24 protein-coding genes and 2 tRNA genes are annotated in these 25772 nt (G+C 66.4%); 18 read left to right on the top strand and 8 right to left on the bottom strand.

Features of this window, described 5'->3' with window-relative positions:
- Positions 1–154 precede the first annotated feature (154 nt).
- From G6N13_RS23930 to G6N13_RS23905, 6 genes are all read left to right on the top strand, one after another.
- Positions 155–931 (top strand): fumarylacetoacetate hydrolase family protein, encoded by a 777-nt coding sequence (locus G6N13_RS23930; RefSeq protein WP_163701422.1) that lies wholly within the window; start codon positions 155–157, stop codon positions 929–931.
- A complete protein-coding gene (gene gltX, locus G6N13_RS23925) occupies positions 931–2409 on the top strand; it encodes a glutamate--tRNA ligase (protein WP_163701419.1) in 1479 nt (492 codons plus the stop codon). Before G6N13_RS23930 ends, gltX begins: the two co-directional genes overlap by 1 nt.
- Positions 2410–2525: 116 nt before the next feature.
- Positions 2526–2597: transfer RNA gene (locus G6N13_RS23920), tRNA-Gln, on the top strand.
- A 75-nt stretch (positions 2598–2672) separates the two neighbouring features.
- A tRNA-Glu gene (locus G6N13_RS23915) sits at positions 2673–2748 on the top strand.
- A 120-nt stretch (positions 2749–2868) separates the two neighbouring features.
- The gene (locus G6N13_RS23910; RefSeq protein ID WP_163701416.1) at positions 2869–4485 is read left to right on the top strand and encodes a S53 family peptidase; all 1617 of its coding nucleotides are present in this window, start codon (positions 2869–2871) and stop codon (positions 4483–4485) included.
- A gap of 23 nt (positions 4486–4508) precedes the next feature.
- Positions 4509–6038 (top strand): zinc ribbon domain-containing protein, encoded by a 1530-nt coding sequence (locus G6N13_RS23905; protein WP_163701412.1) that lies wholly within the window; start codon positions 4509–4511, stop codon positions 6036–6038.
- A 7-nt stretch (positions 6039–6045) separates the two neighbouring features.
- On the opposite strand, the gene G6N13_RS23900 is transcribed toward G6N13_RS23905, so the two are convergent.
- Both G6N13_RS23900 and G6N13_RS23895 read right to left on the bottom strand, forming a co-directional pair.
- Positions 6046–6546 carry a pyridoxamine 5'-phosphate oxidase family protein gene (locus G6N13_RS23900; protein WP_163701410.1) on the bottom strand — a complete coding sequence of 167 codons (501 nt, stop codon included), beginning with the start codon at positions 6544–6546 and terminating at the stop codon, positions 6046–6048.
- A gap of 42 nt (positions 6547–6588) precedes the next feature.
- Positions 6589–7290, bottom strand: coding sequence for an IclR family transcriptional regulator (locus G6N13_RS23895; RefSeq protein ID WP_163701407.1), 702 nt, complete (start codon positions 7288–7290; stop codon positions 6589–6591).
- Positions 7291–7365: 75 nt separating this feature from the next.
- Between G6N13_RS23895 and leuC the strand changes: the two genes are divergently transcribed.
- The 4 genes from leuC (at position 7366) to G6N13_RS26310 (ending at position 10738) form a co-directional block, all read left to right on the top strand.
- Complete coding sequence (leuC, locus tag G6N13_RS23890) at positions 7366–8799, top strand: 3-isopropylmalate dehydratase large subunit (protein ID WP_163701404.1); 1434 nt, start codon at positions 7366–7368, stop codon at positions 8797–8799.
- A 20-nt stretch (positions 8800–8819) separates the two neighbouring features.
- On the top strand, positions 8820–9416 hold the full coding sequence (gene leuD / locus G6N13_RS23885) for a 3-isopropylmalate dehydratase small subunit (protein ID WP_163701399.1): 597 nt from the start codon (positions 8820–8822) through the stop codon (positions 9414–9416).
- Positions 9417–9615: 199 nt separating this feature from the next.
- Positions 9616–10266 (top strand): HU family DNA-binding protein, encoded by a 651-nt coding sequence (locus G6N13_RS23880; protein ID WP_163701397.1) that lies wholly within the window; start codon positions 9616–9618, stop codon positions 10264–10266.
- 133 nt (positions 10267–10399) lie between these two features.
- Positions 10400–10738, top strand: coding sequence for a transposase (locus tag G6N13_RS26310; RefSeq protein WP_163701394.1), 339 nt, complete (start codon positions 10400–10402; stop codon positions 10736–10738).
- On the opposite strand, the gene mutT1 is transcribed toward G6N13_RS26310, so the two are convergent.
- The 3 genes from mutT1 to cofC all read right to left on the bottom strand — a co-directional run bounded on the left by mutT1 (position 10679) and on the right by cofC (position 14577).
- Complete coding sequence (mutT1, locus tag G6N13_RS23870) at positions 10679–11554, bottom strand: 8-oxo-(d)GTP phosphatase MutT1 (protein WP_235677875.1); 876 nt, start codon at positions 11552–11554, stop codon at positions 10679–10681. The genes G6N13_RS26310 and mutT1 overlap by 60 nt on opposite strands.
- Positions 11555–11705: 151 nt before the next feature.
- Positions 11706–13853 (bottom strand): RNA degradosome polyphosphate kinase, encoded by a 2148-nt coding sequence (locus tag G6N13_RS23865; protein WP_235678121.1) that lies wholly within the window; start codon positions 13851–13853, stop codon positions 11706–11708.
- A gap of 88 nt (positions 13854–13941) precedes the next feature.
- Positions 13942–14577, bottom strand: a complete 636-nt coding sequence (gene cofC, locus G6N13_RS23860) for a 2-phospho-L-lactate guanylyltransferase (protein WP_163701383.1) — start codon at positions 14575–14577, stop codon at positions 13942–13944.
- A gap of 95 nt (positions 14578–14672) precedes the next feature.
- On the opposite strand from cofC, the gene G6N13_RS23855 reads away from it, so the two are divergent.
- The 3 genes from G6N13_RS23855 to G6N13_RS23845 all read left to right on the top strand — a co-directional run bounded on the left by G6N13_RS23855 (position 14673) and on the right by G6N13_RS23845 (position 17970).
- Positions 14673–15671 (top strand): NAD(P)H-dependent glycerol-3-phosphate dehydrogenase, encoded by a 999-nt coding sequence (locus G6N13_RS23855; RefSeq protein ID WP_163702486.1) that lies wholly within the window; start codon positions 14673–14675, stop codon positions 15669–15671.
- A 7-nt stretch (positions 15672–15678) separates the two neighbouring features.
- The gene (locus G6N13_RS23850; protein WP_163701378.1) at positions 15679–16785 is read left to right on the top strand and encodes a cystathionine gamma-lyase; all 1107 of its coding nucleotides are present in this window, start codon (positions 15679–15681) and stop codon (positions 16783–16785) included.
- Between the two features lie 72 nt (positions 16786–16857).
- Positions 16858–17970: a D-alanine--D-alanine ligase family protein gene (locus tag G6N13_RS23845; protein ID WP_163702484.1), complete on the top strand. Its 1113-nt coding sequence runs from the start codon at positions 16858–16860 to the stop codon at positions 17968–17970.
- 1 nt (position 17971) lies between these two features.
- Here the strand turns inward: G6N13_RS23845 and G6N13_RS23840 are convergent, their stop codons facing one another.
- Together G6N13_RS23840 and G6N13_RS23835 are read right to left on the bottom strand one after the other, a co-directional pair.
- Positions 17972–18532 (bottom strand): DUF3515 domain-containing protein, encoded by a 561-nt coding sequence (locus G6N13_RS23840; protein WP_163701375.1) that lies wholly within the window; start codon positions 18530–18532, stop codon positions 17972–17974.
- Positions 18522–18758: an Lrp/AsnC ligand binding domain-containing protein gene (locus G6N13_RS23835; RefSeq protein WP_163701372.1), complete on the bottom strand. Its 237-nt coding sequence runs from the start codon at positions 18756–18758 to the stop codon at positions 18522–18524. Before G6N13_RS23835 ends, G6N13_RS23840 begins: the two co-directional genes overlap by 11 nt.
- A 129-nt stretch (positions 18759–18887) precedes the next feature.
- Between G6N13_RS23835 and G6N13_RS23830 the strand changes: the two genes are divergently transcribed.
- Both G6N13_RS23830 and G6N13_RS23825 read left to right on the top strand, forming a co-directional pair.
- The gene (locus tag G6N13_RS23830; RefSeq protein ID WP_163701370.1) at positions 18888–19844 is read left to right on the top strand and encodes a thiamine-phosphate kinase; all 957 of its coding nucleotides are present in this window, start codon (positions 18888–18890) and stop codon (positions 19842–19844) included.
- A gap of 23 nt (positions 19845–19867) precedes the next feature.
- Positions 19868–20590 carry a uracil-DNA glycosylase gene (locus tag G6N13_RS23825; RefSeq protein ID WP_163701365.1) on the top strand — a complete coding sequence of 241 codons (723 nt, stop codon included), beginning with the start codon at positions 19868–19870 and terminating at the stop codon, positions 20588–20590.
- Between the two features lie 82 nt (positions 20591–20672).
- On the opposite strand, the gene rpmB is transcribed toward G6N13_RS23825, so the two are convergent.
- Positions 20673–20867, bottom strand: coding sequence for a 50S ribosomal protein L28 (rpmB, locus tag G6N13_RS23820; RefSeq protein WP_163701361.1), 195 nt, complete (start codon positions 20865–20867; stop codon positions 20673–20675).
- Between the two features lie 242 nt (positions 20868–21109).
- Between rpmB and G6N13_RS23815 the strand changes: the two genes are divergently transcribed.
- Genes G6N13_RS23815 through G6N13_RS23805 form a run of 3 tightly spaced genes read left to right on the top strand, consistent with a single transcriptional unit; the run spans position 21110 to position 25682 of the window.
- A complete protein-coding gene (locus tag G6N13_RS23815; RefSeq protein WP_163701357.1) occupies positions 21110–22759 on the top strand; it encodes a fatty acid kinase ATP-binding subunit FakA in 1650 nt (549 codons plus the stop codon).
- Positions 22760–22761: 2 nt separating this feature from the next.
- Positions 22762–24978, top strand: coding sequence for an ATP-dependent DNA helicase RecG (gene recG / locus G6N13_RS23810; RefSeq protein WP_163701354.1), 2217 nt, complete (start codon positions 22762–22764; stop codon positions 24976–24978).
- Positions 24975–25682, top strand: coding sequence for an HNH endonuclease family protein (locus G6N13_RS23805; RefSeq protein WP_163701351.1), 708 nt, complete (start codon positions 24975–24977; stop codon positions 25680–25682). The genes recG and G6N13_RS23805 overlap by 4 nt, the downstream gene beginning before the upstream one ends.
- Positions 25683–25772: the final 90 nt, after the last annotated feature.

Raw genomic sequence — 25772 nt, 5'->3', positions numbered from 1 at the left:
ACGATCTATCTCACAATGCTGAATTATTTTCTCAATATATGAGAGTTAGCTAAAGTGAGTGGTGCCGCAGCAGAAGTACGACTGCAGCCCTGCGTGGCTGCTCGATCAACGCCGGTTCGGGGCCTTTTACCCCCGAACCGCTAGGCTGTGACGAATGCGCCTGGGTCGAATCGCCAGTCCCGACGGGGTCGCCTTCGTGAGCATCGAAGGGGACTCGGGGAGTGAAATCGTTCGCGAGATTGCCGAGCATCCATTCGGCACGCCCACTTTCACCGGTCGGTCTTGGCCGCTCGCCGACGTGCGACTGCTCGCGCCTATCCTGGCCAGCAAGGTGGTCTGCATGGGCAAGAACTACGCCGCTCACATCGAGGAGATGGGCGGTGAGGCGCCGGAAGACCCGGTCATCTTCCTCAAGCCCAATACCGCGATCATCGGGCCTGGTGTGCCAATTCAATTGCCCGCCAATGCTTCCCCGGTCCACCACGAGGGTGAGCTGGCCGCCGTCATCGGCCGGCCGTGCAAGGACGTCCCGGCTTCCCGTGCCGCCGAGAACATCCTGGGCTACACGATTGCCAATGACGTGTCTGCCCGCGACCAGCAGCAGGCCGACGGTCAGTGGATCCGGGCTAAAGGTCATGACACCTTCTGTCCGGTGGGCCCCTGGATCGTCACCGATCTGGACCCGTCCGATCTGGAGATCCGCACCGAGGTCAACGGTCAGGTGCGTCAGCTGAGCCGGACCTCGCTGATGATCCACGATATCGGGGCCATCATCGAGTGGATCTCGGCGGTGATGACCCTGTTGCCGGGTGATCTCATCCTCACCGGAACGCCGGAGGGAGTGGGACCGCTCGAGCACGGTGACACCGTCAGCGTCAGCATCGAGGGCATCGGGACGCTGTCGAATCCTGTGATCCGAAAGGGCAACTGATGACCGCGGCGGCCAATGATTTAGTGCGCGTGCGGTTCTGCCCGTCGCCGACCGGTATCCCGCATGTCGGTATGGTGCGCACCGCGTTGTTCAACTGGGCCTACGCGCGGCACACCGGCGGTACGTTCGTGTTTCGCATCGAGGACACCGACGCCGCGCGTGACTCCGAGGAAAGCTATGCCGCGCTGCTGGATGCATTGCGCTGGCTGGGCCTGAACTGGGACGAGGGGCCCGAGGTCGGTGGCCCGTACGAGCCCTACCGGCAGTCTCAGCGGACCGACCTCTATCGCGATGTGCTGGACCGGCTCCTGGCGTCCGGGGAGGCCTATCTGGCGTACTCCACCCCCGAAGAGGTTGAGGCGCGACACCTGGCCGCCGGACGCAATCCCAAACTCGGCTATGACAATTACGACCGCGACCTGACCGATGAGCAGCGCGCCGTCTACGCCGCAGAGGGTCGCAATGCCGTGCTGCGACTGCGGATGCCTGATGATGACATCACCTGGCACGACCTGGTCCGTGGCGCAACGACATTCGCTGCGGGAACGGTCCCGGACTTTGCGCTGACCCGGGCGACGGGAGACCCGTTGTACACCCTGGTCAATCCGGTCGACGATGCCCTGATGAAGATCACCCACGTGTTGCGCGGCGAGGACCTGCTGTCCTCGACGCCACGCCAGATCGCGCTGTACCAGGCGCTCATTCGTATCGGCGTCGCCGACCGCGTACCCGAATTCGCCCACCTGCCACCGGTGTTGGGGGATGGCACCAAGAAGCTGTCCAAGCGTGACCCGGAGTCCAACCTATTCCTGCACCGCGACCGCGGCTTCATCCCCGAGGGCTTGCTCAATTACCTGGCGCTGCTGGGCTGGGGTATCGCCCAGGACCACGACATCTTCAGCCTTGCCGAAATGGTGGCCGCCTTCGACGTCGTCGACGTCAACTCCAACCCGGCGCGGTTCGATCAGAAGAAGGCCGACGCCATCAATGCCGAGCACATCCGCCGGCTCGACGAAGCGGACTTCGCTGCGCGCCTGAAGGCCTACTTCGAGGCTCACGGCCACGACACCACCCTGGACGACGCGGGATTCGCCGTCGCCGCCCAGCTGATTCAGACGCGCATCGTGGTGCTCTCCGACGCGTGGGAACTGTTGAAATTCCTCAACGACGATGCCTACGAACTGGATCCAAAGGCTGCTGCCAAGGAACTCGGCCCCGACGCGGCGTCGGTGCTCGATGCGGCGATCGCCGCGCTCGAGGGTGTCACCGAATGGACGACGCCCGCCATCGAGGAAGCGCTCAAGGTCGCACTACTCGAAGGGCTCGAGCTCAAGCCGCGCAAGGCCTTCGGCCCGATTCGGGTGGCCGCGACCGGAGCCACCATCAGTCCGCCGCTGTTCGAGTCCCTGGAATTGCTCGGTAGCGACCGCAGCCTGCACCGGCTGCGCGCCGCGCGGGCCCAAGCGGGGGTGGGGTGAAAAACGGGGCTGAAATCTTTGGTAGTCTGCTCGTCGGCCCGCAACCAATGCAGAGCGGTCTTGATCCAGGGAATTCTCGGGATAAAGACGTTTGACCAGCGGTTATAGGCAGCCAATGGGGTATGGTGTAATTGGCAACACTAGGGATTCTGATTCCCTCATTCTAGGTTCGAGTCCTGGTACCCCAGCAATTATGTCGGCAACGGCCTCTGGGCTATGCTGGCAAACCGGTACGCCGCAAGGCGCGCCATGGAATTGGTTCTGGCCCCGTCGTCTAGCGGCCTAGGACGCCGCCCTCTCACGGCGGTAGCGTGGGTTCGAATCCCATCGGGGCTACCAATTCATATTCGTCCGGTCATCGACCGGGCGATTCGTTATTTCGGGGGCCACTACTGTGTCGCAGCCGGCAAATGGTCGCGCCGGCCTGGATCGTGCCGCAGCATTGTCGCTGTGCGACCGATGAAGCGGTGCCTCGCGGCAGTCCTGACCGCTGTCGCGCTTCTGGTGCTGGCCACCACATCGGGTCCGACGGTGTCGCGGATCGCCTACGGCGCCCCGCTCATCAGCGGTCCCTTTGCATCGTTGTTGGCTGCGTCGACCAATCTCGGTCCATCGCGTGCCACTGAGGCTCAGCTCACCGTCACGCTGAACGGGCCTGCCCGCCCGGCGACGCTCATCGATTGGGCCAGCGCGCACCGACTCGCGGTGCGCTGGCAACCCGGCGAGAACTTCGCGTTCGTCACCGGAGCCGCCGACGGTATCGCGGACGCGTTCGGCGTGCCCGTGCGCGACTACCAGGGCCGGCAGGGTCAAGTGTTCTACGCCTCACCCCGGCAACCGGTCGTGCCTGCGGCGCTGCGCGACGACGTCACCGGCATCGGCCGCATCCTGAGCTACCTGCCGCATCAGATGGCACGACCGGTATTCCCGCTCGACGTGCCGCGGCCGGGTTTGACGCCACCGGATCTGATGACCGCCTACAGCGCCACCCCGTTGGCCGAGGCCGGTTTCACGGGTGCCGGACAAACACTGGTGTTCTACGTTTTTGACGGGTTCGACCAACGCGACCTCGATACGTTCGCCGACCTGTCCGGGCTGCCACGGTTCACGCCTGAGGTGGTCGGCGGCCCACTCGGCCCAGCCGAGGGCGAAGCGGTGATGGACCTCGAGATCGCACACGCGATCGCCCCGGAGGCACGGCTGGTGGTGATCAATGCTCGCCCGACCATCGAGGGCGGCGGGACCTTCGAGAAAATCGGGCGGATGTTCGACCAAGCGGCACAGCAATATCCCGGGTCGGTGTGGAGTCTATCGATCGGATGGGGTTGTGAGGCACTAGTCAATGTGGCCGATGTCGCGCCCGTGCGGGCGGCACTGACCAACGCGCATAGCCGCGGTATCACGGTGTTCGACGCCAGCGGCGACACCTCAGGCCTGGAATGCAAAGGCGGCAAGGACTGGTCGTCGCCGCCGGGTCCCGACGATATCGGTGTGGACACCATCGCGTCGCTACCCGAGATCACCTCGGTCGGCGGCACCACGCTGTCCACCGACGTACAGGGCAGGTGGATGAACGAGTGGGCCTGGATCGATGTGCCGATGTCGCAGGGCTCCAGCGGCGGGGTGTCCCGATTGTTCGCCCGACCCGACTATCAGCGTGGGATTGTCGTTGACCGGGATACCGACCACCGGCTCGTTCCCGACGTCGCTGCGGTGGCCGATCCGTTCACCGGGGTCCAGATCGTTTTCGGACAGACCATCAAGATTGGCGGCGGTACCTCACAGGCGGCACCGATCTGGGCGGGGATGGCGGCGTTGATGAATCAGCATGTGCTGTCCCACGGCGGCAAGCCGCTGGGCGATATCAACCCGCTGCTGTATCGGGCCGCCCAGGCATCGCGCCTGCGGGGATTTCATGACATCACGTTGGGCGGCAACGCGGTCGACAACCCTGGTCCTGGCTATGACCTGGTGACCGGCCTCGGAAGCCCGATCGCCAACAACCTTGCCCAGAATCTGCTCGACGCACAGAAGGCTCTCTCCGTGGTCGCTGGCTTCGCCCCTGGCGGCGGGTAGTGACAATCCTCCGCCCCTGGCTGATGCGTTCACTGTTTCCTGCGCTACCCATCTGCTCCCGCAGGCGCTTTCGGGCCGCGTTTGTGGTCTTGGTCCTGGCGCTGGCGTTGTTCGCGGCGCTGCGGTGGCAGGCGGCGATCATCGCGGCCGCGGTGTGGGGGCTGCCCCTGTTGTTCGTCATCTACCTGCGACAGATCGACGCTCGCCGGACGCTTGGTGTGCGTGCTGTCGTTCTATCCATCGGGCTGGGTGTGGGGTTGGCCGTCGGGTGGGCCCTGATCGCTGGTCCGATCGTCGCGGGCGCCTTCGATGTCCCGCTGACTGGGCAGACAGAGGTAAGGCAGCTCCTGCTTTTCGGGGTGGCGGTGCCCATGAGTGAAGCCGTCCTGATGATCCTTCCCGCGGTGGCCGTACGGCTCTCGGACCGATCCCCACGGAACCCACTCGACGGCTACGCGATCGGCGCACTGGGCGCAACGGCTTTCACTGCTGCGGCCAGCGCGACACTGCTCGCACCTCAGCTGGCGATGGGCGTAACCGCGCCCGACCGCTCGGTCGGCAGCCTGCTGGCCGAGGCGCTCGTCGAGGGTGTCGGGTGGCCTCTGGTGGGCGTGGCGACCGGCGGGATCGTCGGTGTCGCGCTGTGGTTTATCAAGCCTGCCAACGCTTCTCGTCGGTACCGCGGTGTCGTTCCCGCTGCGGTACTAGTGGTGCTGCTGATGGTGACCGCGATGGGCATCGTGGACATCGTCCCGCTGTCGTCAGCGTGGTACGGCGGTCTGCATCTGCTGATCGCCGCGGTGGCGATGCTGGTCCTGCGGCTCGTCACCGCTGCCGCGACGCGCCACCAGACACCCGACGAGGCGCAGCTCGAGGAAGTGACGGCGAGCTACTTCGGCGTGGTGGGGTGGTTGGCGGCAGGCCTCGCCGTCGTGGTTGCGGTCGGCGTCTTGGTGTCGGCGCGTATCACTCCAGCGCCGGAATATTTTGTCTGTCCACCGTATTGCGGCAGGCCACCGCTCGGTGACCCGGTGGAGACGAACCCGCGATTCAGCGGTGACGGCGGTGCGTTCTCGGTGGAGTATCCCGGTGAGGGTTCCGCCTACGAAGCCACTTTTGATCCGCCCGGCGTGAACGGCGTCGAGCTGAAATACACCGGCGGAGATACCGGCACGCTCACGTTCTCCGGTGAGTATGCCGACGGCCGTACCGCCAAGCAGATCGTGCAGCAACTCGTCGCAAGCCGGTACCCGGGCGCCGCCATCGACTATGAGATCCCCAACGCATCCGTTGGTTACCAGCCGGGCTACGGCGTCGTCGCCGATGTTTTTCCCACCAGCTCGGAGGCCACCTACACCCAGCTTCGGGTGATGGTGATGGCTGCGGTCAAGCACGACTATGCACTCATCGCAGCCGCGGCTGGCCCCTATCACCGGTTCAGCCCCGACTACGGGACGGGTCACCCGTCGGGGGCCAACCTTGAACTCGCCATGGATATGGGCAAGTACGTCAACAGCTTCAGGTGGAACGGCGACCGCTACGGTCGCCCGTAGTCACGCCTTAGCCTTCAGTCGGTGCCGTGGACCCGGCCAGCGGTATCGGCGGCATCCCAAGCTTGCCGTGATCCCAGGACCGCACGCGGTTGGCCGCGATGCGCACCGCCACACGCTTGTTCATCATCATGTCGACAGCCGGCTTGAGGTCGTCGGTGTAGGGGCCGTTGTAGCGCTCCCATACGCTGACACCGACTTTGAAGATGGTGTCGGGATGGTCGACGATCTCGCCGACGCCTTCGAAAGCCACGCCGCGCAGCGTGTCGTAGGTATCCCCGTCCTCGATGAGAAAGCTCACCCGAGGATTGCGACGCAGGTTGACCGCCTTCTGGGACTTTGCTTTCGTTTCGACCCAGATCTCGCCGTCGAGCACGCCGTACCACATCGCGACGAGGTGAGGCTGGCCGTCGGCTCCGATGGTCGCCATGGTGCCGGTGCGGCTTCGTGCTACGAATTCGGCGATCTCGGCCTCCGACATGACGATCTGGTTGCGTTGATTTGTTCCCATGGCGTCAGTTTGTCAGGCGCTGCGGCGCGGTTGTCGCCCGGATCACAGTCGGCGGGTGAGGGCGTCGGCGGCGGCCACCAGATCGGCGGCCCAGCGCACGCCCGGCCGACGGCCCATGCGGTCGATCGGGCCGGACACCGACACCGCCGCGATCACTGAGCCGCTGCGGTCGCGCACCGGGGCCGAGATGCTGGCCACCCCGGGTTCACGCTCGGCGGCGCTTTGCGCCCAGCCTCGGCGCCGGACCTCGGCCAGGGTGCGTTCGGTGAACTTCGCCGTCGGCAGCACCGCTTGCTGTGTGGTGCTGTCGCTGTAGGCGAGGAGGACTTTGGCGCCTGAACCGGCCGTCATCGGCAGGCGGGCTCCCACGGGCACGGTATCGCGAAGCCCGGCAGGAGGTTCCAGTGCCGCGACGCAGATCCGGCTGGTGCCCTCCCGGCGGTAGAGCTGCACGCTCTCACCGGTGATCTCGCGCAGCCGGGGTAATACCGCGGCACCCGCCGCGAGCAGCGGATCGTTGACCTGGGCGGCCAATTCGCCGATGGCGGGTCCGAGCCGCCAGCGCCCCGCGCTGTCGCGGGCCAGTAGCCGGTGGACTTCCAGGCCTGCCGCGAGCCGGTGCGCGGTGGCGCGCGGAAGGCCGGTCCGCGCACAGAGTTCCGCCAGCCCGCAGGGTGAATCGGCGATCGTGTGCAGTACGCCCACGGCTTTGTCGAGGACGCCGATGCCGCTATCCTGTCTCATATCGAGATACTAGCGTCCCGAAATATGAGATATCCAGACTTGCGTTCCGGGAATGAAGAAACGAAGCGAGAACTGATGGCTCAGTCCGACAAGCCCAGAACCCTGCCCGAAAAGGTGTGGGATGACCACGTCGTGGTCGCCGGTGCCGGGAGCGGCGCATCGCGCGAACCCGATCTGATCTACATCGATCTCCATCTCATCCACGAGGTGACCAGCCCGCAGGCTTTCGACGGGCTGCGGTTGGCCGACCGCCCCTTGCGCCGTACCGATCTCACGATCGCCACCGAGGATCACAATGTTCCGACGGTCGACATCGACAAACCGATCGCCGACCCGATCTCGCGCACTCAGGTCGAGACATTGCGGCACAACTGCGCCGAGTTCGGCGTCCGACTGCACCCGATGGGGGACGTGGAGCAGGGGATCGTCCACGTGATGGGGCCGCAGCTGGGGCTGACTCAGCCCGGCATGACGATCGTCTGCGGCGACAGCCACACCTCTACCCACGGGGCGTTCGGCTCGATCGCGATGGGCATCGGCACATCCGAGGTGGAGCATGTGCTTGCCACCCAGACACTTCCGCTGCGGCCGTTCAAGACGATGGCGGTCAATGTCGACGGTGTGCTGCCACCCGGGGTGGGCGCCAAGGACGTCATCCTGGCCGTGATCGCCAAGATCGGTACCGGTGGCGGCCAGGGCTATGTCATCGAATACCGCGGCAGCACCATCGAAACGCTGTCGATGGAAAGCCGGATGACCATTTGCAATATGAGCATTGAAGCCGGCGCCCGGGCCGGGATGGTGGCGCCCGACGAGATCACCTATGAGTTCCTGCGCGGACGTGCCTACGCGCCGACGGGCGCGGACTGGGATGCCGCCGTGGCCGCCTGGGATGCGCTGAAGACCGATGAGGGCGCCGAATTCGACGCCGAGGTCTACATCGATGCGTCGACGCTGAGCCCCTTTGTGACGTGGGGCACCAACCCCGGCCAGGGTGTGCCGCTGTCCGCGGAGGTACCCGATCCGGAGCTGATGACCAGCGATGCCGATAAGCAGGCCGCGGAGAAAGCGTTGGCCTACATGGACCTTCGGGCCGGCACCCCGATGCGCGACGTCGCCGTCGACGCGGTGTTCGTGGGCTCGTGCACGAACGGGCGCATCGAGGATCTGCGGGTGGTGGCCGACGTGCTGCGCGGCCGCAAGGTCGCCGACAGTGTCCGGATGCTGATCGTGCCGGGATCGATGCGGGTGCGCGCGCAGGCCGAATCCGAAGGGCTGGGCGAGATCTTCACCGCGGCCGGTGCGGATTGGCGCCAGGCCGGCTGCTCGATGTGCCTGGGAATGAACCCCGATCAACTGTCACCGGGCGAGCGGTGTGCGTCGACGTCAAACCGCAATTTCGAAGGCCGGCAGGGCAAGGGCGGCCGCACTCACCTGGTTTCGCCGGCTGTCGCCGCCGCGACCGCGGTACGCGGAACCCTGTCCTCGCCCGCCGATCTCAAAAACTAGATCTGCTAAGGAGATCCACGATGGATGCATTCCATACCCACACCGGCATCGGCGTTCCGTTGCGGCGGTCCAATGTCGACACCGATCAGATCATTCCCGCGGTGTATTTGAAGCGGGTCACCCGAACGGGTTTCGAGGACGGGCTCTTTGCCGCATGGCGCAACGATCCCTCATTCATTCTCAATCTGAGTCCCTTTGACCGGGGTTCGGTTTTGGTCGCCGGACCCGATTTCGGCACCGGATCATCACGCGAGCATGCGGTCTGGGCGCTCATGGACTTCGGTTTCCGGGTCGTCATCTCGTCGCGCTTCGCCGACATCTTTCGCGGCAACGCCGGCAAGGCCGGGCTCTTGGCGGCCGAAGTCGCTCAAGATGATGTTGAACTTCTCTGGAAGCTCATCGAGCAGAATCCGGGGCTGGAAATCACTGTAAATCTTCAAGATCGAAATATCACCGCGGGAACAGTGCTGGTGCCGTTCACGATTGACGATTACACGGCTTGGAGATTGCTGGAAGGCCTCGACGATATAGGCCTTACGCTGCGGAAACTTGCTGAAATCGAAGCCTTCGAGGCGGCCCGTCCGAGCTGGAAGCCGCGCATTTCAACGACGTCCTGAACCGGCGGTATGCCGAAGTCCTGCCCCCAAACGGGGGGTTCAGCCCCCCCGGTATCACCGCCCTAGGGCGGCAAGCGGATTGCTGAAATCCTCCTAAGTAGCGTCTGAAATTGGGCGTGGCTCTTGGAATTCAGCGCCACTTGGGTTTACCGTGTTGTGCAGTCGGTCCAAAGTGGACCACTGGCTTCGGAGGAATTGAATGAACAAAGCAGAGCTCATCGACGTACTCACGGAGAAATTGGGCTCAGATCGTCGGCAGGCAACTCTGGCTGTGGAGAACGTCGTTGACACCATCGTGCGCGCGGTGCACAAGGGTGACAGCGTGACCATCACCGGCTTCGGCGTTTTCGAGCAGCGGCGTCGTGCCGCTCGTGTGGCGCGTAATCCGCGCACCGGCGAAACCGTCAAAGTGAAGCCGACTTCCGTTCCCGCTTTCCGTCCGGGTGCGCAGTTCAAGGCCGTCGTCTCTGGTGCACAGAAGCTTCCGTCGGAAGGTCCCGCCGTCAAGCGCGGTGCCGTCGCCGGCCCCGTCAAGAAGGCAGCCGTCAAGAAGGCTGTCCGCAAGGCGGTCGTGAAGAAGGCCGCTCCGGTCAAGAAGGCTGCGCCGGCTAAGAAGGCTCCGGTCAAGAAGGCTGCGCCCGTCAAGAAGGCCGCTCCGGTCAAGAAGGCTGCGCCCGCCAAGAAGGCCGCTCCGGTCAAGAAGGCTGCGCCGGCTAAGAAGGCTCCGGTCAAGAAGGCTGCGCCGGCTAAGAAGGCTCCGGTCAAGAAGGCTGCGCCGGCTAAGAAGGCCGCTCCGGTCAAGAAGGCTGCGCCGGCTAAGAAGGCTCCGGCCAAGAAGGGCCGTCGCTAGATATCGCGGTCGAATACGCCGCGGGCTCAACGCCCGCGGCGTATTTGCGTTTCAGGGCGGGTCTGACAAAGGTTTTGGGTGTTGTGCCTGAGGCTTGGGTGATGTCGCGGTGTCAGTTGCTATCTGATGCTCAGTGGCCGCTGCCGAGGAGGCCGGGATCATCGACTGGGCGGTGATCCCCGAGCCGTCCGATCAGATCGCCAACCGCGTGCGGCGGGGTTCTCGCGGTGGAGACCCACCGGCATGGGATGCTGAAGACTACAAGGGCCGCAACGTCGTTGAACGCAACATCAACCTCGTCAAGCAATGGCGCGCCCCGGCCACCCACTACCACACCCTCGCCACTGCCTACCGCGCCGCCGCCGTTCTAAGGGCCATCACCATCCGGCTGCCCTATTTGTCAGGCCACACCCTAGGTCGCCAGTGGGCTGCCGATGTAGTCGGCCGCCACGATCCGATCGCCGTCCAATGACAACACCCACGTGCTGCCCTTGCGATTGCGCGACTTGTCCGTCTTATCGGTACCTCGCCACCACGCGAGCAGATAGGGAATCACTTTGCCCTGCGTGCAGATCACCGGTGTCCCGCCGCCTGCGGCGATTTCGGCGATGCGCCTGTGCGCGCTATCGGGGTCCGCTGCGTAGGCCTCTTCGGTGAGGTCGGCCTCGGCAGTGATCTTCACGCCCAGTTCCTGGGCCAAAGGCTCGACGGTCTGAATACACCGGACGCGATCGGCCGCATAGATTTTGGACGCACCAAACGCCATGAGCTGGCCAGCCAGTGACTCGGCTTGTGCGCGACCGTTCTTGTCCAGCGGGCGGCCGCGATCGTCGCCTTTGTAGCGGGATTTGATGCCCGCCGTGCCGTGCCGAACGATCAGGACCGTCGCGGTGTCGGCGGGCTGCGTGGTGAACGCCTTGAGCACTTCCCGGTCATGGGGATAGGAGAGCCGCTCCCGCGCGTCCTCGGTCGACAGCCACTCCAGCCGGTCGACTTCGTCGCCGGGGGTGAATTCGCCGCCGAGCGCTCGTGCCGCCCAGTAGTGAACCACTTTGGCGCCCTGGGCAACTTGATAGTGGGTTTGGATCAGGCGGCGGCCCAGCCGAGACCGCTGGCCGGTCTCCTCCCAGATCTCGCGCACCGCGGCCACGGGCTCGTTCTCGCCTGGATCGACTTTGCCCTTGGGGAAGGACCAATCGTCGTAGCGCGGCCGGTGAATCAGCGCCAGGCGCAGCTCGCCGGTATCGGGATCCGGACGCCACAGCGCCGCGCCGGCCGCGACGATCACCCGCGGGGGCTTCCCCTTCTTGACCGCTGGCTTCTTCGTCGATTTAGCCCGTGAGCTGTCACGTGACGCTTTCTTGGCCACCTTCAACTCCCGCAGATCAATTCGGGCCCCCGGCTGGGGCCGGACTTGGAGGGTTGCAACGGGGGAGCACTTAGTGCTGCCGGTGACGTTCCATCAGCCACACCTGGTGGTCCCGAACTTGTCGGCCGTCTTGTGGGGCGGCTGTCCAATGCCCGTCGGGGCCAAGCTCCCAGCACCGCGTCGAGGGATCCATCGCCGACTCGAAAACATCGTCGAGATATCCGGTGAGGCGGGGGTCCTTGACCTGAGCCATCACTTCGACGCGACGATCGAGATTGCGGTGCATCATATCGGCGCTGCCGATGAAGAATTCATTGATCGCATTGAAATGGAAGATCCGCGAATGCTCCAGGAAGCGGCCGAGAATGGAGCGCACCACGATGTTCTCAGAGAAACCCTCGGCACCTGGCTTGAGCGCACAGATGCCGCGGACGACGACCTCGACCCGAAGCCCGACCTGCGATGCCCGGTACAGCGCATCGATGACCTGTTCGTCGACAAGGGCGTTGGCTTTGAGTCGGATCCGGCCATTACCGCTCTGCCGGTGCGCATCGATCTCCCTCTCGACACGTTCGACGATGCCCTTGCGGACCCCGCGCGGGGCCACCAGAAGATTGCGGTAGCTGACCTTGCGTGAATAGCCCGTCAGCGAATTGAACAGGTCTGTCAGGTCGGCGCCGATATCGGCATTGGCGGTGATCAGGCCGACATCTTCATACAGCCGGGCGGTTTTGGGGTTGTAGTTGCCGGTGCCGATATGGCAGTAGCGCCTGATTGCCGAACCTTCACGCCGCACCACCAGACATGTCTTGCAGTGGGTCTTCAGTCCGATTAACCCGTAGACCACATGCACGCCGGCATCTTCGAGCGCACGGGCCCACTTGATGTTGGCCTGCTCGTCGAAACGGGCCTTCAGTTCGACGAGGGCGACCACCTGCTTGCCCGCCTGGGCCGCGTCGATCAACGCGTTGACAATCGGGGAGTCACCGGAGGTCCGGTACAGCGTCTGCTTGATGGCCAACACATTCGGGTCGGCGGCGGCCTGCTCGATGAATCGTTGAACACTCGTCGAGAACGAGTCGTACGGGTGGTGCACCAGCACGTCACCGTCGCGGAGTGTGGAAAAAATACTCTTGGGCGTTTCCCGCTCACCGAACGCCGGGTGGGTGGCCGGCACGAACGGGCGGTCCTTGAGTGCGGGGCGCTCGACGCCGTAAATCTGCCACAGCGACGAGAGGTCAAGCAGCCCCGGCACCTGAACGACATCACCGGGGTAGACGTCGAGCTCACGCAGGAGTAACTCGAGCATGTGCTCGGTCATATCGTCGGCGACTTCGAGGCGGACCGGGGATCCGAACCGCCGCCGTGCCAGTTCACGTTCGAGCGCCTGGAGCAGATCTTCGTCGCGGTCTTCCTCGACCTGCATATCGGCATTGCGGGTGATGCGGAAGACGTGGTGCTCCACAATGTGCATGCCGGGAAACAGCACCGGCAGGAATGCCGCGATGAGTTCCTCGGTAGGCAGGAACCGGACGATGCTGCTCTCCCCGTCGGTGCTCTTGAGTTCGACGAACCGGTCGACGTTGTCGGGCACCTTGATTCGGGCGAAGTGCTCGCCGCCGTCGTCGGGCGATTTGACGGTGATCGCCAGGTTCAGGCTCAGCCCGCTGACGAACGGGAACGGGTGTGCGGGGTCGACGGCGAGCGGGGTGAGGACCGGAAACACTTGCTCGTGAAAATAGGACGACAACTCGGCGCGTTCGGCGTCGGTGAGCTCGGCCCACGTGACGATGCTGATACCTTCCTCGGCAAGCGCGGGGCGCACCGACTCGATGAAGACCTCGGCTTGCCGCAATGAGATCTGCCGGGTGCGCTCGCCGATGCGGCGCAGCTGCTCGCGCGGGGAGAGACCGTCGGCGGAACGCACCGAGAGCCCCAATTCGTCGCGGCGTTTCAGGCCTGCTACCCGGACCATGTAGAACTCGTCGAGGTTGGACGCGAAGATCGCCAGGAACTTCGCCCGTTCCAGCAGGGGCAGTGAGGTATCGGCCGCCAGAGCCAGCACTCGGGCATTGAAATCCAGCCAGCTCAGCTCACGATTGAGGTAACGATTCTCGGGCAGCTCGTTGTCGACTGCGGTATCAGTAGCCGCGGGCGGGGCCTCCGGCGCCTCACCGGGCTGCCAGTTGTCATCCGTGGCTGGGGCTTCGGTTTCCATCTCGGTCACAGTCTCGATCATCCCCTATCGAGAGGGTGCGTGGACCTGCGCAGCCCAAAGTCGAAGGGCGTTGAGGTGTTGTTAACCATCAGCGAGGAGCGATTGCCCTGGTTGTCGCCGCGCCGACACCGAGAAACTCTGCGGATTCCAGATCTTCGACGGTGTCGATATCGCAGCGCAGCCCCGGCCACGAGCCGGTTAGCTCGACCGCCCCGGAGTCGCGGTGCCGACGCGCGGAGTCATGGCCGAGCTGCGGATCTAGTGCGGTGCCGAACGCAAACAATGCGGCGGTGCCACTGCCGTGGCGGTCGGCGACGAAACTGCGCCGATACGACCGCGCCTGCGCCAGTGCCTCGGTGAGCTCATCGGTCTGCAGGGCCGGCAAATCACCTTGCAGCACAACAGTATTGACAGTCCGCTCGGCGACGTTGGACCAGGCGTACCGGACCGCGGTGTTCAACGGGTCGGGATCCGTTGGTGGCGTGGTGTCGAACAACGCCGCGGCGCCGAGCTCACGGGCGGCCGCGGCCGCCGTGTCGTCGGGGGTGACGACGGTGATCGTTTGCACGGCGCTGACCGCCCGGGCCGCCGTGATGGTGTCGATCAGCATCGCGAGCACGACCTGTTCGCGGGCGCCTGCCTCGAAGACGGGACTGAGCCTGGTCTTGGCGGCCTGAAGGCGCTTGACCGCGATGATCACGCCGACATCGGCTGCGCCACTCATGTTCACCATCCTTCCAGCGTCGTCCGGGGCGGCTGCATTCCTGGGCGGCGATCCTCGCAGCGGCGTGGGCTACGTTAATGACTATGACCAGCACGGTGGGCACCGCGGCGGTGATGGGGGCCGGCGCCTGGGGGACCGCACTGGCCAAGGTGCTGGCCGAGGCCGGTTCCGAGGTCCGGTTGTGGGCGCGCCGCGCTGAGGTGGCCGATGAAATCAACGCCACACATATCAATGCTTCCTATCTACCGGGCATCAAGCTGCCGGGCACGATCCGCGCCACCACCGATGCGGCCGAGGCTCTCGACGGGCTGACCACCGTGCTGCTCGCCGTTCCCTCCCAGAGCTTGCGCGCCAACCTCGAAGGGTGGCGTGGCCTGATCGCCGATGGCGCCACCCTGGTGAGCCTCGCCAAGGGCATCGAGTTGGGCAGCCTGATGCGGATGAGTCAGGTGATCGTCCAGGTCGCTGGTGTCGACGCCAGCCAGGTGGCCGTGGTGTCCGGTCCCAATCTGGCCGACGAAATCGCCGACGGCCAACCCGCAGCGACTGTGGTGGCCTGCACCGATTCCGGTCGTGCGGTCGCTCTGCAGCGCGCACTGAGCACCGGTTATCTCCGGCCTTACACCAACGCCGACGTGATCGGTACTGAGGTCGGCGGGGCCTGTAAAAACGTCATCGCGCTGGCCTGCGGTATGGCCGCGGGCGTCGGTCTGGGGGAGAACACCGCGGCCGCGATCATCACCCGCGGCCTGGCCGAGATCATGCGGTTGGGTATCGCGGTGGGCGCCAAGCCAGCGACGCTGGCCGGCCTTGCCGGTGTGGGCGATCTGGTCGCCACCTGCACGTCGAGCCAATCGCGCAACCGCAGCTTCGGCGAACGGCTCGGCCGGGGCGGGACCATCGAGGCGGCGCAGCTGGCCGCGGGCGGTCACGTCGCGGAAGGTGTCGCGTCGTGCGAATCGATCCTGGCCCTGGCGTCCAGCTACGACGTCGAGATGCCGCTCACCGATGCCGTCCACCGGGTGTGCCACAAGGGTTTGTCGGTCGACCAGGCGGTGGCACTGCTGCTGGGCCGCAGTGTCAAACCGGAGTGACCGAGAGATGAGCGAGCGCTACGGCGATTCCACCCGCGCGGTCAAAGCGGTGAGTTCCCAGCCGATTCCGGGCGAGCCGGTCGGCCGTGGCCCAGTCCTCGCGTCGGCGTTCCATCTTTCCGACGCCGAGGGCAGCGAAGCCAACACCTACGGCCGCGGCTCCAATCCGACCTGGCGCCAGCTCGAGGCCGCGCTGGCCCAGTTGGAAGGTGCCACCGGCGCCTTGACCTTCGGGTCCGGGATGGCGGCTATCACTGCGGCGCTGCGGGTGACGGCCACACCTGGTTCTGTGCTGGTCGTGCCGGCCGATGGCTACTACCAGGTACGTCGGTTCGCGTCTGAAAGCCTTGCCCCACTAGGGATCACGGTTCGTGAGGCGAGCGCCCAGGAGATCTGCGGTGCCGCCGAGAACGCCGATGTGGTGCTGGCCGAGACCCCGACGAACCCCGCTCTGGACGTGGCGGACCTGCACCGGTTGGCGCAAATCTGTCGGCACCGCGGGGCGCGGCTGCTGGTCGACAACACCACCGTGACCCCGCTCGGGCAGCAACCCCTGGCGCTGGGCGCCGATCTTGTGGTGGCCAGTGCCACCAAGGCCCTGTCCGGTCACAGTGACGTGCTCGCGGGCTATGTCTCGGGCAGCGACCCCGCCCTGATGGCCGCTGTGGAGCGTGAGCGGCTGCTCGCCGGTGCGATCCTCGGTTCGTTCGAAGCGTGGCTGGTGTTGCGCAGCCTCGGCAGCGTCGGGCTGCGTTTCGAGCGACAGTGCCAGAACGCGCTGGCGTTGGCTACTGCTCTGGCGGGACACCCGCGAGTTCGCTCGGTGCGGTACCCGGGATTGCCCGGTGACCCGTCGCACCCGACAGCCGTCGCCCAGATGCGCCGCTTCGGTGGCCTGGTCTCGGTCGAACTCGCGGACGCCGCCGCTGTGCACGCCCTGGTGCGCCGCAGTGAACTGCTGGTCGCCGCGACGAGCTTCGGCGGAATCCACACCTGCGTGGATCGTCGCGCCCGCTGGGGTGATCCGGTGGCCGACGGGTTTGCCCGGATCTCGGCGGGTATCGAGGACACCGACGATCTGGTCACCGACGTTCTGACCGCGCTCGACGCCTGAAATACCTGTTCGCGGCGTCGAATCGTGCCGATACCACCCGGGCTGTAGCCTCTCTAGGTTGTGACTTCCCGCCTGCCGTCGGACCGGCCCCGGATCCGTGTCGCCGTCATCTATGGGGGCCGCAGCTCCGAGCATGCGATTTCCTGTGTGTCGGCGGGCAGCATCTTGCGCAACCTCGACCCGGAACGCTTCGAGATCGTCGCCGTCGGTATCACCCCGCAAGGGTCGTGGGTGCTGACCGACGGCAGTCCCGAGACCCTGGCCATCACCGACCGGCAGCTGCCGGCGGTCACCGGGGAGTCGGGCACTGCCCTGGCGATGTCGGCCGATCCGCTGCGCCGCGGTGAGCTGGTCTCGCTGGGCCAGACGCCAGGGCAGATGCTGACGTCGGTCGATGTGGTCTTCCCGATCCTGCACGGTCCCTACGGCGAAGACGGCGCCATCCAGGGTCTGCTGGAGTTGGCGGGCGTGCCCTACGTGGGTGCCGGAGTGTTCGCCAGCGCGGCCGGTATGGACAAGGAGTTCACCAAAAAGCTGCTGGCCGCGGCCGGGCTGCCGGTCGGTGATCAGGTGGTGCTGCGCGCGCAGCAAGCGATGCCGACGCTGGACGATATTGAGCGACTGGGCTTTCCGATGTTCGTCAAGCCGGCGCGCGGTGGTTCGTCGATCGGGGTGAGCCGGGTCACCAACTCTGATGAGCTCACGCTGGCGATCGCCGACGCCCGTCGTCACGACCCCAAGGTGATCATCGAAGCCGCCATCGAAGGCCGCGAGCTGGAGTGCGGTGTGCTCGAATTCCCCGACGGATCAGTGCAAGCCAGCGCCATCGGGGAGATCAGGGTGGCCGGCGTGCACGGTCGCGAGGACGGCTTCTACGATTTCGCCACCAAGTACCTCGATGACGGCGCCGAACTCGACGTGCCCGCCAAGATCGACGACGATATGGCAGAAGAATTGCAGCGCTTGGCAATTCAAACGTTCGAAGCGCTGGACTGCCAGGGTCTGGCCCGGGTGGATTTCTTCCTCACCGACGACGGTCCGGTAGTCAACGAGATCAACACGATGCCCGGGTTCACGACGATCTCGATGTACCCGCGGATGTGGGCCGCCAGCGGTATCGATTACCCGACGCTGGTGAGCACCATGGTCGAGACCGCACTGGCCCGAGGAACCGGTCTGCGCTGACTCAGCGCGCCGGGTTCGGATCGATCGGAACCTCAGGCATGGCGCGCGCGATCACATCCGATAACGCCTGGATGGGGGTTGGCCCCGACTCCGTCGGCAGCGTCAGCGCCACGTAGACCGGGCGATCCACGGTGACCCAGGTGCTGTGGTCGATGTCCGGGTCCTGGAGCCGGAACCACTGCACCGCGTTGACCATCTGGATGGGGGAGCCGACCACGAACTCGGCCGGCCGGTCGATTCCGCACCGCATGATGACCGGGTAGTTGTCGGCCTCCCCACGCCACGCGGCCGCTCCCGGCGGCACCGGGTCCGCCGCGACCACCCGGCGGAATTCACCCAGGTTGGTCGGCAGGGCGCTGAGCAGGGATGCGCACGTCGAGGAATCTGCTTTGGGCGCCGGCACGGCCGCGACGACCACTGGCTGGACCGGGGCCTGGCGGGTGGCGGCGATACCCAGGACAGCGCCGATCGAGACGATCCCCACCACTACACCCGCGATCAGCAGGGCGCGTGGCGGACCGTCCTGGGTGCTGTTCTCGGTGGGGACAGGTTCAGTCGGCATCGGCGATGGGGCAGGTCAGGGTTCGGGTGATCCCGGTGATCTGCTGAATACTGGGCACGACGGTGGCGGCGAGGTCGGCTTCACTGGCCGAGCCGACCCGCACCACCACGTCGTAGGGTCCGGTCACATATTCCGACGACAGCACACCGGGCAGCGCGGCCACCTGTTTGGCGACGACCTCGGCGCGGCCGACCTCGGTCTGGATCAGCATGTAAGCCTCCATCACCCGTTGTCTCCTCGTCTCGATGCTCGCCCGTGTGCGATGCCGCCCTAGACTGACGTGTCCTAGGCCGGCAGGGAAAACGTACCGCAGGTTGCCGCACCGATCAGCGTGTGCGACAGGAGGGGAGGTGCCGTGACCAACTCCGGTGAGCCCACTCTGCGTCAGCTGGGCGAGTTTCCGGTGATCGACCGGCTGGTGTCGGATCGCCGTCAGCCGGCCGGGGTGAGCGTGGGCCCCGGCGATGATGCGGCGGTGCTGAGCACGCCCGACGGGCGCGTCGTCGTCACCACCGACATGCTGGTGGAAGGCCGGCACTTCAGGCTGGACTGGTCGGCGCCCCAGGACGTCGGCCGAAAGGCCATCGCGCAGAACGCTGCCGACGTCGAGTCGATGGGCGCGCGGTGCAGCGCGTTCGTCGTCGGGTTCGGGGCCCCGCCGGATACCCCGGTGTCCTCGGTGCAGGAGCTGGCCGACGGGATGTGGCAGGAGGCCGGCCCATTGGGTGCCGGTATCGTCGGCGGTGATCTGGTCGCTAGCCCGCAGTGGGTGGTGTCGGTGACCGCGCTGGGCGATCTCGGTGGGCGAGCCCCGGTGTTGCGCAGCGGCGCCCGGGCCGGATCGGTGGTGGCTGTCGCCGGTGAGCTCGGCCGCTCGGGCGCCGGATATTTGTTGTGGAACAAGGGGATTGGCGGATTCGAGGAACTACGCGGGTGGCATCTGGTGCCGCGCCCGCCCTACGGGCAGGGGAGCGCGGCCGCGGAGGTCGGGGCCCAGGCTATGACCGACGTCTCGGATGGGCTGCTGGCCGACCTCGGGCATATCGCCGAAGGATCCGGGGTCACCATCGATCTCATGACTGATGCGTTGGCACCCGATGTGGACGCGGTCGCCGCGGCGGCCGCGGCGGCTGGTGTCGACCCGTTGGATCTGGTGCTCTCCGGTGGTGAAGATCACGCGCTCGTGGCGTGCTTTCCCGGTGCGGTGCCGGCGGGTTGGCGGGTGATCGGCACGGTGGCCGACGGTGCGCCCGAGGTCTTGGTGGGCGGGCGGCCCTGGGCCGGCTCGGCGGGTTGGCAGTCCTTCGACTGAGCTCCATCGGTAGGTTGACGTCCGTGACTTCTAGTGCCCGGCCGCTGACCGAACTCGTCGACGACAGCTGGGCGCAGGCGCTGGCCCCGGTCAGCGATCAGGTCTCGCAGATGGGGCAGTTCCTGCGGGCCGAGATCGCCGCCGGCCGGCGCTATCTGCCCGCCGGGCCGAACGTGCTGCGCGCGTTCACCTTCCCGTTCGACGAGGTGCGGGTGCTGATCGTCGGCCAGGACCCCTACCCGACGCCGGGGCACGCGGTCGGCTTGAGTTTCGCGGTGGCCCCCGATGTGCGGCCGTTGCCGCGCAGCCTGTCCAACATTTTCACCGAATACACCGCCGACCTCGGCTACCCCCAACCGGCCAACGGTGACCTCACCCCGTGGTCCCAGCGGGGCGTCATGCTGCTCAACAGGGTGCTGACCGTCGCGCCGGGCACGCCGGCGTCGCACCGGGGTAAGGGCTGGGAAGCGGTCACCGAATGTGCGATCCGGGCACTGGTCGCGCGCGATCAACCGATGGTGGCGATCCTGTGGGGCCGGGATGCGTCGACGCTCAAGCCGATGCTTGGGGGGACCGCCGGGCAGCAGCGAAGCGACCCGGGGAGTGGTCGGTGCGCGGCGATCGAGTCAGCGCATCCGTCGCCGCTGTCCGCGTCACGAGGATTCTTCGGCTCGCGGCCGTTCAGCCGCGCCAACGAACTGCTGACCGGGATGGGTGCCGAGCCGATCGACTGGCGACTGCCCTAACCGACGCCGAGATTGACGTCGCGCTGAGACCTACTCAATCTGGTGCGCCCACACGTCGGTGTGGGCACCGGTCGAAACGGACTTAGCCGCGGGTGACCTTGCCGGCCTTCAGGCACGATGTGCAGACGTTGACACGCTGCTTGTTGCCGCCGGGACGGGCCACGGCGTGCACGGTCTGGATGTTCGGGTTCCAGCGACGGCTGGTCCGGCGATGGGAATGCGACACCGACTTACCGAAGCCGGGGCCCTTTCCGCAGACGTCGCACACGGCAGCCATGTAGAACTCCTCTATCGAACGTGTTCCTGGGGGCCAACGACCGAAACGGGTGACCCGACAACCTGACTAGGATAGCCGCCCGGTGAACCGAACGCCAAAATCCGCCGCCACGTTCGCTCCGCACGCGCGCTCGAACCTCTCTGAACTGGTCCGATAGTAGCGCCGACATCGAACTGTCCGGCCGACTGGATAAGCTGTCTCGACAACGCCGTGTGTGTGTCAGGGATCGCGAGGAGGTGCCGATGCCGGACCGGCGGCTGGACGCATCGGCCCTGCGCGACTGGGCTCACAGCGCCGTTGGCGACCTGATCACTCACACCGACGAGATCAATCGGCTCAACGTGTTCCCGGTGGCCGACGCCGACACCGGAACCAACCTGCTTTTCACCATGCGCGCCGCACTGGATGCGGCGACATCCGCGGAACGTTCCGGTGACGTCAGCCTGATGGCCGCCGCCCTGTCCGAGGGGGCACTGCACGGGGCCCGTGGAAATTCCGGGGTGATCCTGTCGCAGATCCTGCGCGCTCTGGCCGATGTCACGGCATCAGCGGCCGAGGACACCGGCGGCTCGCTGGCCGATATCGACGCGGTTCTGCTCGGGGCCGCGCTGCGGCACGCCGTCGGACTGGTGGTCTCCTCGATGGGTGGGCAGTTGGTGGCCGGCACCATCGTGTCGGTGTTGCAGGCCGTCGCCGACGCGATCCAGCGCTACGCGGCCGACGGCGCGAACCTGGCCGAGGCGCTGGCCGCCGGAGGCGAGGCGGGGGTCGCGGCGCTGGACCGCACGCCCCATCAGCTCGACGCGCTGGCGCAGGCGGGTGTGGTCGATGCCGGCGGGCGTGGCTTCCTCGTCCTCATCGATGCGCTGACCGCCACCGTCACCGGACATACGCCCCACCGGGAGGCCTACGAGCCGGGGCCACCACGGCTGGACGGTGTCACCGCCGCACCCCGGCCGCCGCAGTTCGAGGTGATGTATCTGCTGGCCGACTGCGATGCCGCCGCGCTCGACCCGCTGCGCGCCCGGCTGGAGCAGCTCGGCGATTCGGTGGCGATCGCCGCGAGCGCCGACGCCGATCGCCACTCGATCCACGTCCACACCGACGACGCCGGCGCCGCGGTCGAGGCGGGGCTGGCCGCCGGTACGGTCAGTCACATTCAGATCTCGGTGCTGAGCGCGGGGCCGGCCCGGGTATCGCCGGGCAGCTGGAGCCGGGACCGTGCGGTGCTCGCCGTCGTCGACGGCGATGGCGCCGCAGAGCTTTTCGGCCAGGAGGGCGCCTGCGTATTGCGTCCGGCCGTGGCGTTGGCCGACCCGACCAATGGCATCAGCGCCCGGGAGCTGGTACGTGCGCTCGTCGACACCGGCGCCGCCCAGGTGATGGTGCTGCCCAACGGTTATGTGGCGGCTGAGGAGCTGGTCTCCGGCTGCACGGCCGGAATCGGTTGGGGCATCGACGTCGTCGCGTTGCCGACCGGATCGATGGTGCAGGGGCTGGCCGCACTCGCCGTCCACGACCCGGCCCGCCACGCCGTCGATGACGGCTTCTCGATGGCCCGGGCGGCCGCCGCGGCCCGGCACGGTTCGGTGCGCACCGCCACCGAACAGGCGCTGACGTGGGCTGGCGCCTGCGAACCCGGTGACGGCCTCGGCATCGCCGGCGACGAGGTGCTGGTGGTCGCCGACGACGTGACCGGCGCGGCCACCGGGCTGATCGACCTGTTGCTGGTCGCCGGCGGGGAGTTGGTGACCGTATTGCTCGGCGACGGAACCGATCCCGCCGTCGCCGCCGCACTGGCTGACCACATCCACCGCCGCCATCCCGGTATCGAATTCGCGACCTATGCCACCGGCCATCGCGGTGACGCCCTGCTGATCGGGGTGGAGTAACCGTGGTCGGCCTCAGTGACCGGCTCGACGCCATCCTGGGCGGCAAGGCCGCCGGACTGCTCGAGGACGTGTTCGGCATCCGCACCGTCGACGGCTTGTTGCGGCACTATCCCCGCAAGTACATCCACGGGATGTCGGTGTGGGGCGAGGACGAGGTGCTCCCGGAGGAGGGCGAGCACGTCACCCTGGTCGGGGAAATCGAGAAGGCCGACGTCCGGTGGACCAGCCGGCAACCCAAGCGCGAATACCTGGTGATCACGCTGGGCAAGGGCCGGCGCAAGGTCACCGCGACGTTCTTCAACGCCAAGTTCCTCAAGAAGGACGTGGTGGCGGGCGTCCGCCTGATGCTGTCCGGCGAGGTCGGCTTCTTCAACAGCACTATGCAGCTGACCCATCCGGACTTCCTGGTTCTACAGTCGCCGAAGGGGCGGGTATTCGGCAGTAAATCCCTCAAGACGATCGCCGACACCTCAACGTCGCCGAGCGGTGAACTGACCATGTCGGCTTTCGAGCGCGACTTCTTCCCGATCTACCCAGCCAGCTCCAAGCTGCAGAGTTGGGATATCTACGCCTGCGTGCAGCAGGTGCTGGCCGTGCTCGACCCGATAGACGATCCGCTGCCCAAAGCTGTTGTGGAGCAACGTGGTCTGGTCGACGAGGGCACCGCCCTGCGTGACATTCACCTCGCCGAGCGGGAACCCGAACGGGAGGCCGCCCGTGAGCGGCTGAGGTTCGACGAGGCCGTCGGCATGCAGTGGGCGCTGGCCCAGCGCCGGCACGGCGAACTCGGCGAATCCGGACCGCCCGCGCCGCTTCGTGACGACGGGCTGGCCGCCGCGCTGATGGGCCGGCTCCCGTTCGAGCTGACCGCCGGACAACGTGAGGTGCTCGGTGTGGTCAGTGCGGAATTGGCGGCGACCAAGCCGATGAACCGGCTGCTGCAGGGTGAGGTCGGTTCCGGCAAGACGATCGTCTCGGTGTTGGCCATGCTGCAGCTGGTCGATGCGGGCTACCAGTGCGCGCTGCTGGCGCCGACGGAAGTCCTTGCCGCCCAGCATGCGCAGTCGATCCGCAGCGTCCTGGGTCCGCTCGCGATGGCAGGTCAGCTCGGCGGTGAGGACGGCGCGACCCGGGTGGCGTTGCTGACCGGCTCGATGTCGGCGGCCCAGAAGCGTCAGGTGCGTGACGAGGTCGCCTCCGGGCAGGCGGGCATCGTCATCGGCACTCACGCGCTGCTGCAGGACGCGGTGGAGTTCAAGCGGCTGGGTTTCGTGGTCGTCGACGAGCAGCACCGGTTCGGTGTGGAGCAGCGAGACCGGTTGCGCGCCAAGGCTCCTGGTGATTTGACACCACATTTTCTGGTGATGACCGCGACGCCGATCCCGCGGACCGTGGCGCTGACCGTGTACGGCGATCTGGAAACCTCGACGATGCGTGAACTTCCGCGCGGGCGCCAGCCGATCACCACCAACACGATCTTCATCAAGGACAAGCCGCAGTGGCTGGCCCGGGCGTGGCAACGGATCATCGAAGAGGTAGGCGAGGGCAGGCAGGCCTATGTCGTCGCGTCCCGCATCGACGAGGACGACAAGACCGCTGCCGCGCAGGAGGGTCCGCCCGCTGAGACCGTTGTGGCCTTGCGTGACAAGTTGGGTCAAGGGCCGCTGGCCGGGCTGCGGCTGGGCCTGATGCACGGCCGTCTCGCCGCCGATGAGAAGGATGCGGTGATGGCCGCGTTCCGGGCCGGGGAGATCGACGTTCTGGTGTGCACCACCGTGATCGAGGTGGGGCTCGATGTGCCGAACGCGACGGTGATGGTGGTGATGGACGCCGACCGGTTCGGCATCAGCCAGCTTCATCAGCTGCGCGGGCGGATCGGGCGTGGCCCGCACGCGAGCCTGTGCCTGCTGGCGACAAAGTTCCCGGAGGGCTCCAAGGTGGGCGACCGGTTGACCGCGGTAGCAGGCACTCTCGATGGGTTCGTCCTCGCCGACCTGGATCTGCAGGAGCGCCGCGAGGGAGATGTGTTGGGGCTCAATCAATCCGGGCGGCCCATCAGTTTGCGGTTCTTGTCGCTGGCTGAACATCTCGAAGTCATTCTCGACGCGCGGGAAGTGGCTCAGGCGATCCACGCCCACGACCCTGGCCATCGGGGGATGATGGTCCTGGCCGGACAGTTCACCGGTGGTGACCGGATCGACTACCTGGACAAGGCATGAAGCGCCGCTCGCTCATCTGGTTGTCGGTGATCGCGGCGCTGTCGGTGATTGTCGCTGTGCAGGTGATGAACTCGACCGGCGAGCCGGACCCGATGGTCGCGCGAGCCGACGTGCCCACGGTGGCGCCGGGAAGCGATGTGCTCGAGGGCATCGTGATCGTCCCGCAGCGGGTGCGGGGCTATGACTACCGGCGCGCGGCGTTCGGCGATGCCTGGGACGACGAGAACTCCGCACCCGGCGGGCATAACGGCTGCGATACCCGTGACGACATCCTGGACCGCGATCTCGTCGACAAGACCTACGTCTTCACCAAGCGCTGCCCGCAGGCGGTCGCCACCGGAGTGCTGCTCGATCCCTATACCAGCGCGACCGTTCCCTTCACTCGGGGAGCGAATGTCGGACAGGCGGTGCAGATAGACCACCTGGTGCCGCTGGCCTACGCGTGGGACATGGGGGCGCGAGACTGGCCGGACGCCACCAAGATTCGGTTCGCCAACGATCCGGCGAACCTGCTCGCGGTGGCGGGGCGGGCCAACCAGGACAAGGGGGATCAGCCGCCGGGCTCCTGGATGCCGCCCAACCACGCGTTCTGGTGCCAGTACGCCATACAGTTCGCCGCGGTGCTGCGCGGCTACTCACTGCCGGTCGATCAAACCTCAGCCGATGAACTACGCCGGGCTGCGGCCACCTGCCCCAGTCACTGACGGACCTCTTGCGTCAGGTCAGTCTCGTTCTGCAGCTGATGTGACGGCCGCCGCACGGCGATCACCGCAGGTCAAAACCGCACGATTCGT

The organism is Mycolicibacterium sarraceniae, assembly GCF_010731875.1.
GTDB classification, from domain to species: Bacteria; Actinomycetota; Actinomycetes; order Mycobacteriales; family Mycobacteriaceae; genus Mycobacterium; species Mycobacterium sarraceniae.
This window is presented reverse-complemented; position numbering and strand designations above follow the sequence as displayed.

Coding starts and splice junctions, on each gene's coding strand:
- leuC (WP_163701404.1), top strand. CDS start 7,366: ATGGCTCAGTCCGACAAGCCCAGAACCCTGCCCGAAAAGGTGTGGGAT.
- cofC (WP_163701383.1), bottom strand. CDS start 14,577: ATGAGTGGCGCAGCCGATGTCGGCGTGATCATCGCGGTCAAGCGCCTT.
- rpmB (WP_163701361.1), bottom strand. CDS start 20,867: ATGGCTGCCGTGTGCGACGTCTGCGGAAAGGGCCCCGGCTTCGGTAAG.
- G6N13_RS23905 (WP_163701412.1), top strand. CDS start 4,509: ATGCGTTCACTGTTTCCTGCGCTACCCATCTGCTCCCGCAGGCGCTTT.
- G6N13_RS23895 (WP_163701407.1), bottom strand. CDS start 7,290: ATGAGACAGGATAGCGGCATCGGCGTCCTCGACAAAGCCGTGGGCGTA.
- G6N13_RS23865 (WP_235678121.1), bottom strand. CDS start 13,853: ATGGAAACCGAAGCCCCAGCCACGGATGACAACTGGCAGCCCGGTGAG.
- G6N13_RS23910 (WP_163701416.1), top strand. CDS start 2,869: ATGAAGCGGTGCCTCGCGGCAGTCCTGACCGCTGTCGCGCTTCTGGTG.
- G6N13_RS23805 (WP_163701351.1), top strand. CDS start 24,975: ATGAAGCGCCGCTCGCTCATCTGGTTGTCGGTGATCGCGGCGCTGTCG.
- G6N13_RS23815 (WP_163701357.1), top strand. CDS start 21,110: ATGCCGGACCGGCGGCTGGACGCATCGGCCCTGCGCGACTGGGCTCAC.
- G6N13_RS23900 (WP_163701410.1), bottom strand. CDS start 6,546: ATGGGAACAAATCAACGCAACCAGATCGTCATGTCGGAGGCCGAGATC.
- G6N13_RS23850 (WP_163701378.1), top strand. CDS start 15,679: ATGAGCGAGCGCTACGGCGATTCCACCCGCGCGGTCAAAGCGGTGAGT.
- gltX (WP_163701419.1), top strand. CDS start 931: ATGACCGCGGCGGCCAATGATTTAGTGCGCGTGCGGTTCTGCCCGTCG.
- G6N13_RS23880 (WP_163701397.1), top strand. CDS start 9,616: ATGAACAAAGCAGAGCTCATCGACGTACTCACGGAGAAATTGGGCTCA.
- G6N13_RS23930 (WP_163701422.1), top strand. CDS start 155: ATGCGCCTGGGTCGAATCGCCAGTCCCGACGGGGTCGCCTTCGTGAGC.
- leuD (WP_163701399.1), top strand. CDS start 8,820: ATGGATGCATTCCATACCCACACCGGCATCGGCGTTCCGTTGCGGCGG.
- G6N13_RS23840 (WP_163701375.1), bottom strand. CDS start 18,532: ATGCCGACTGAACCTGTCCCCACCGAGAACAGCACCCAGGACGGTCCG.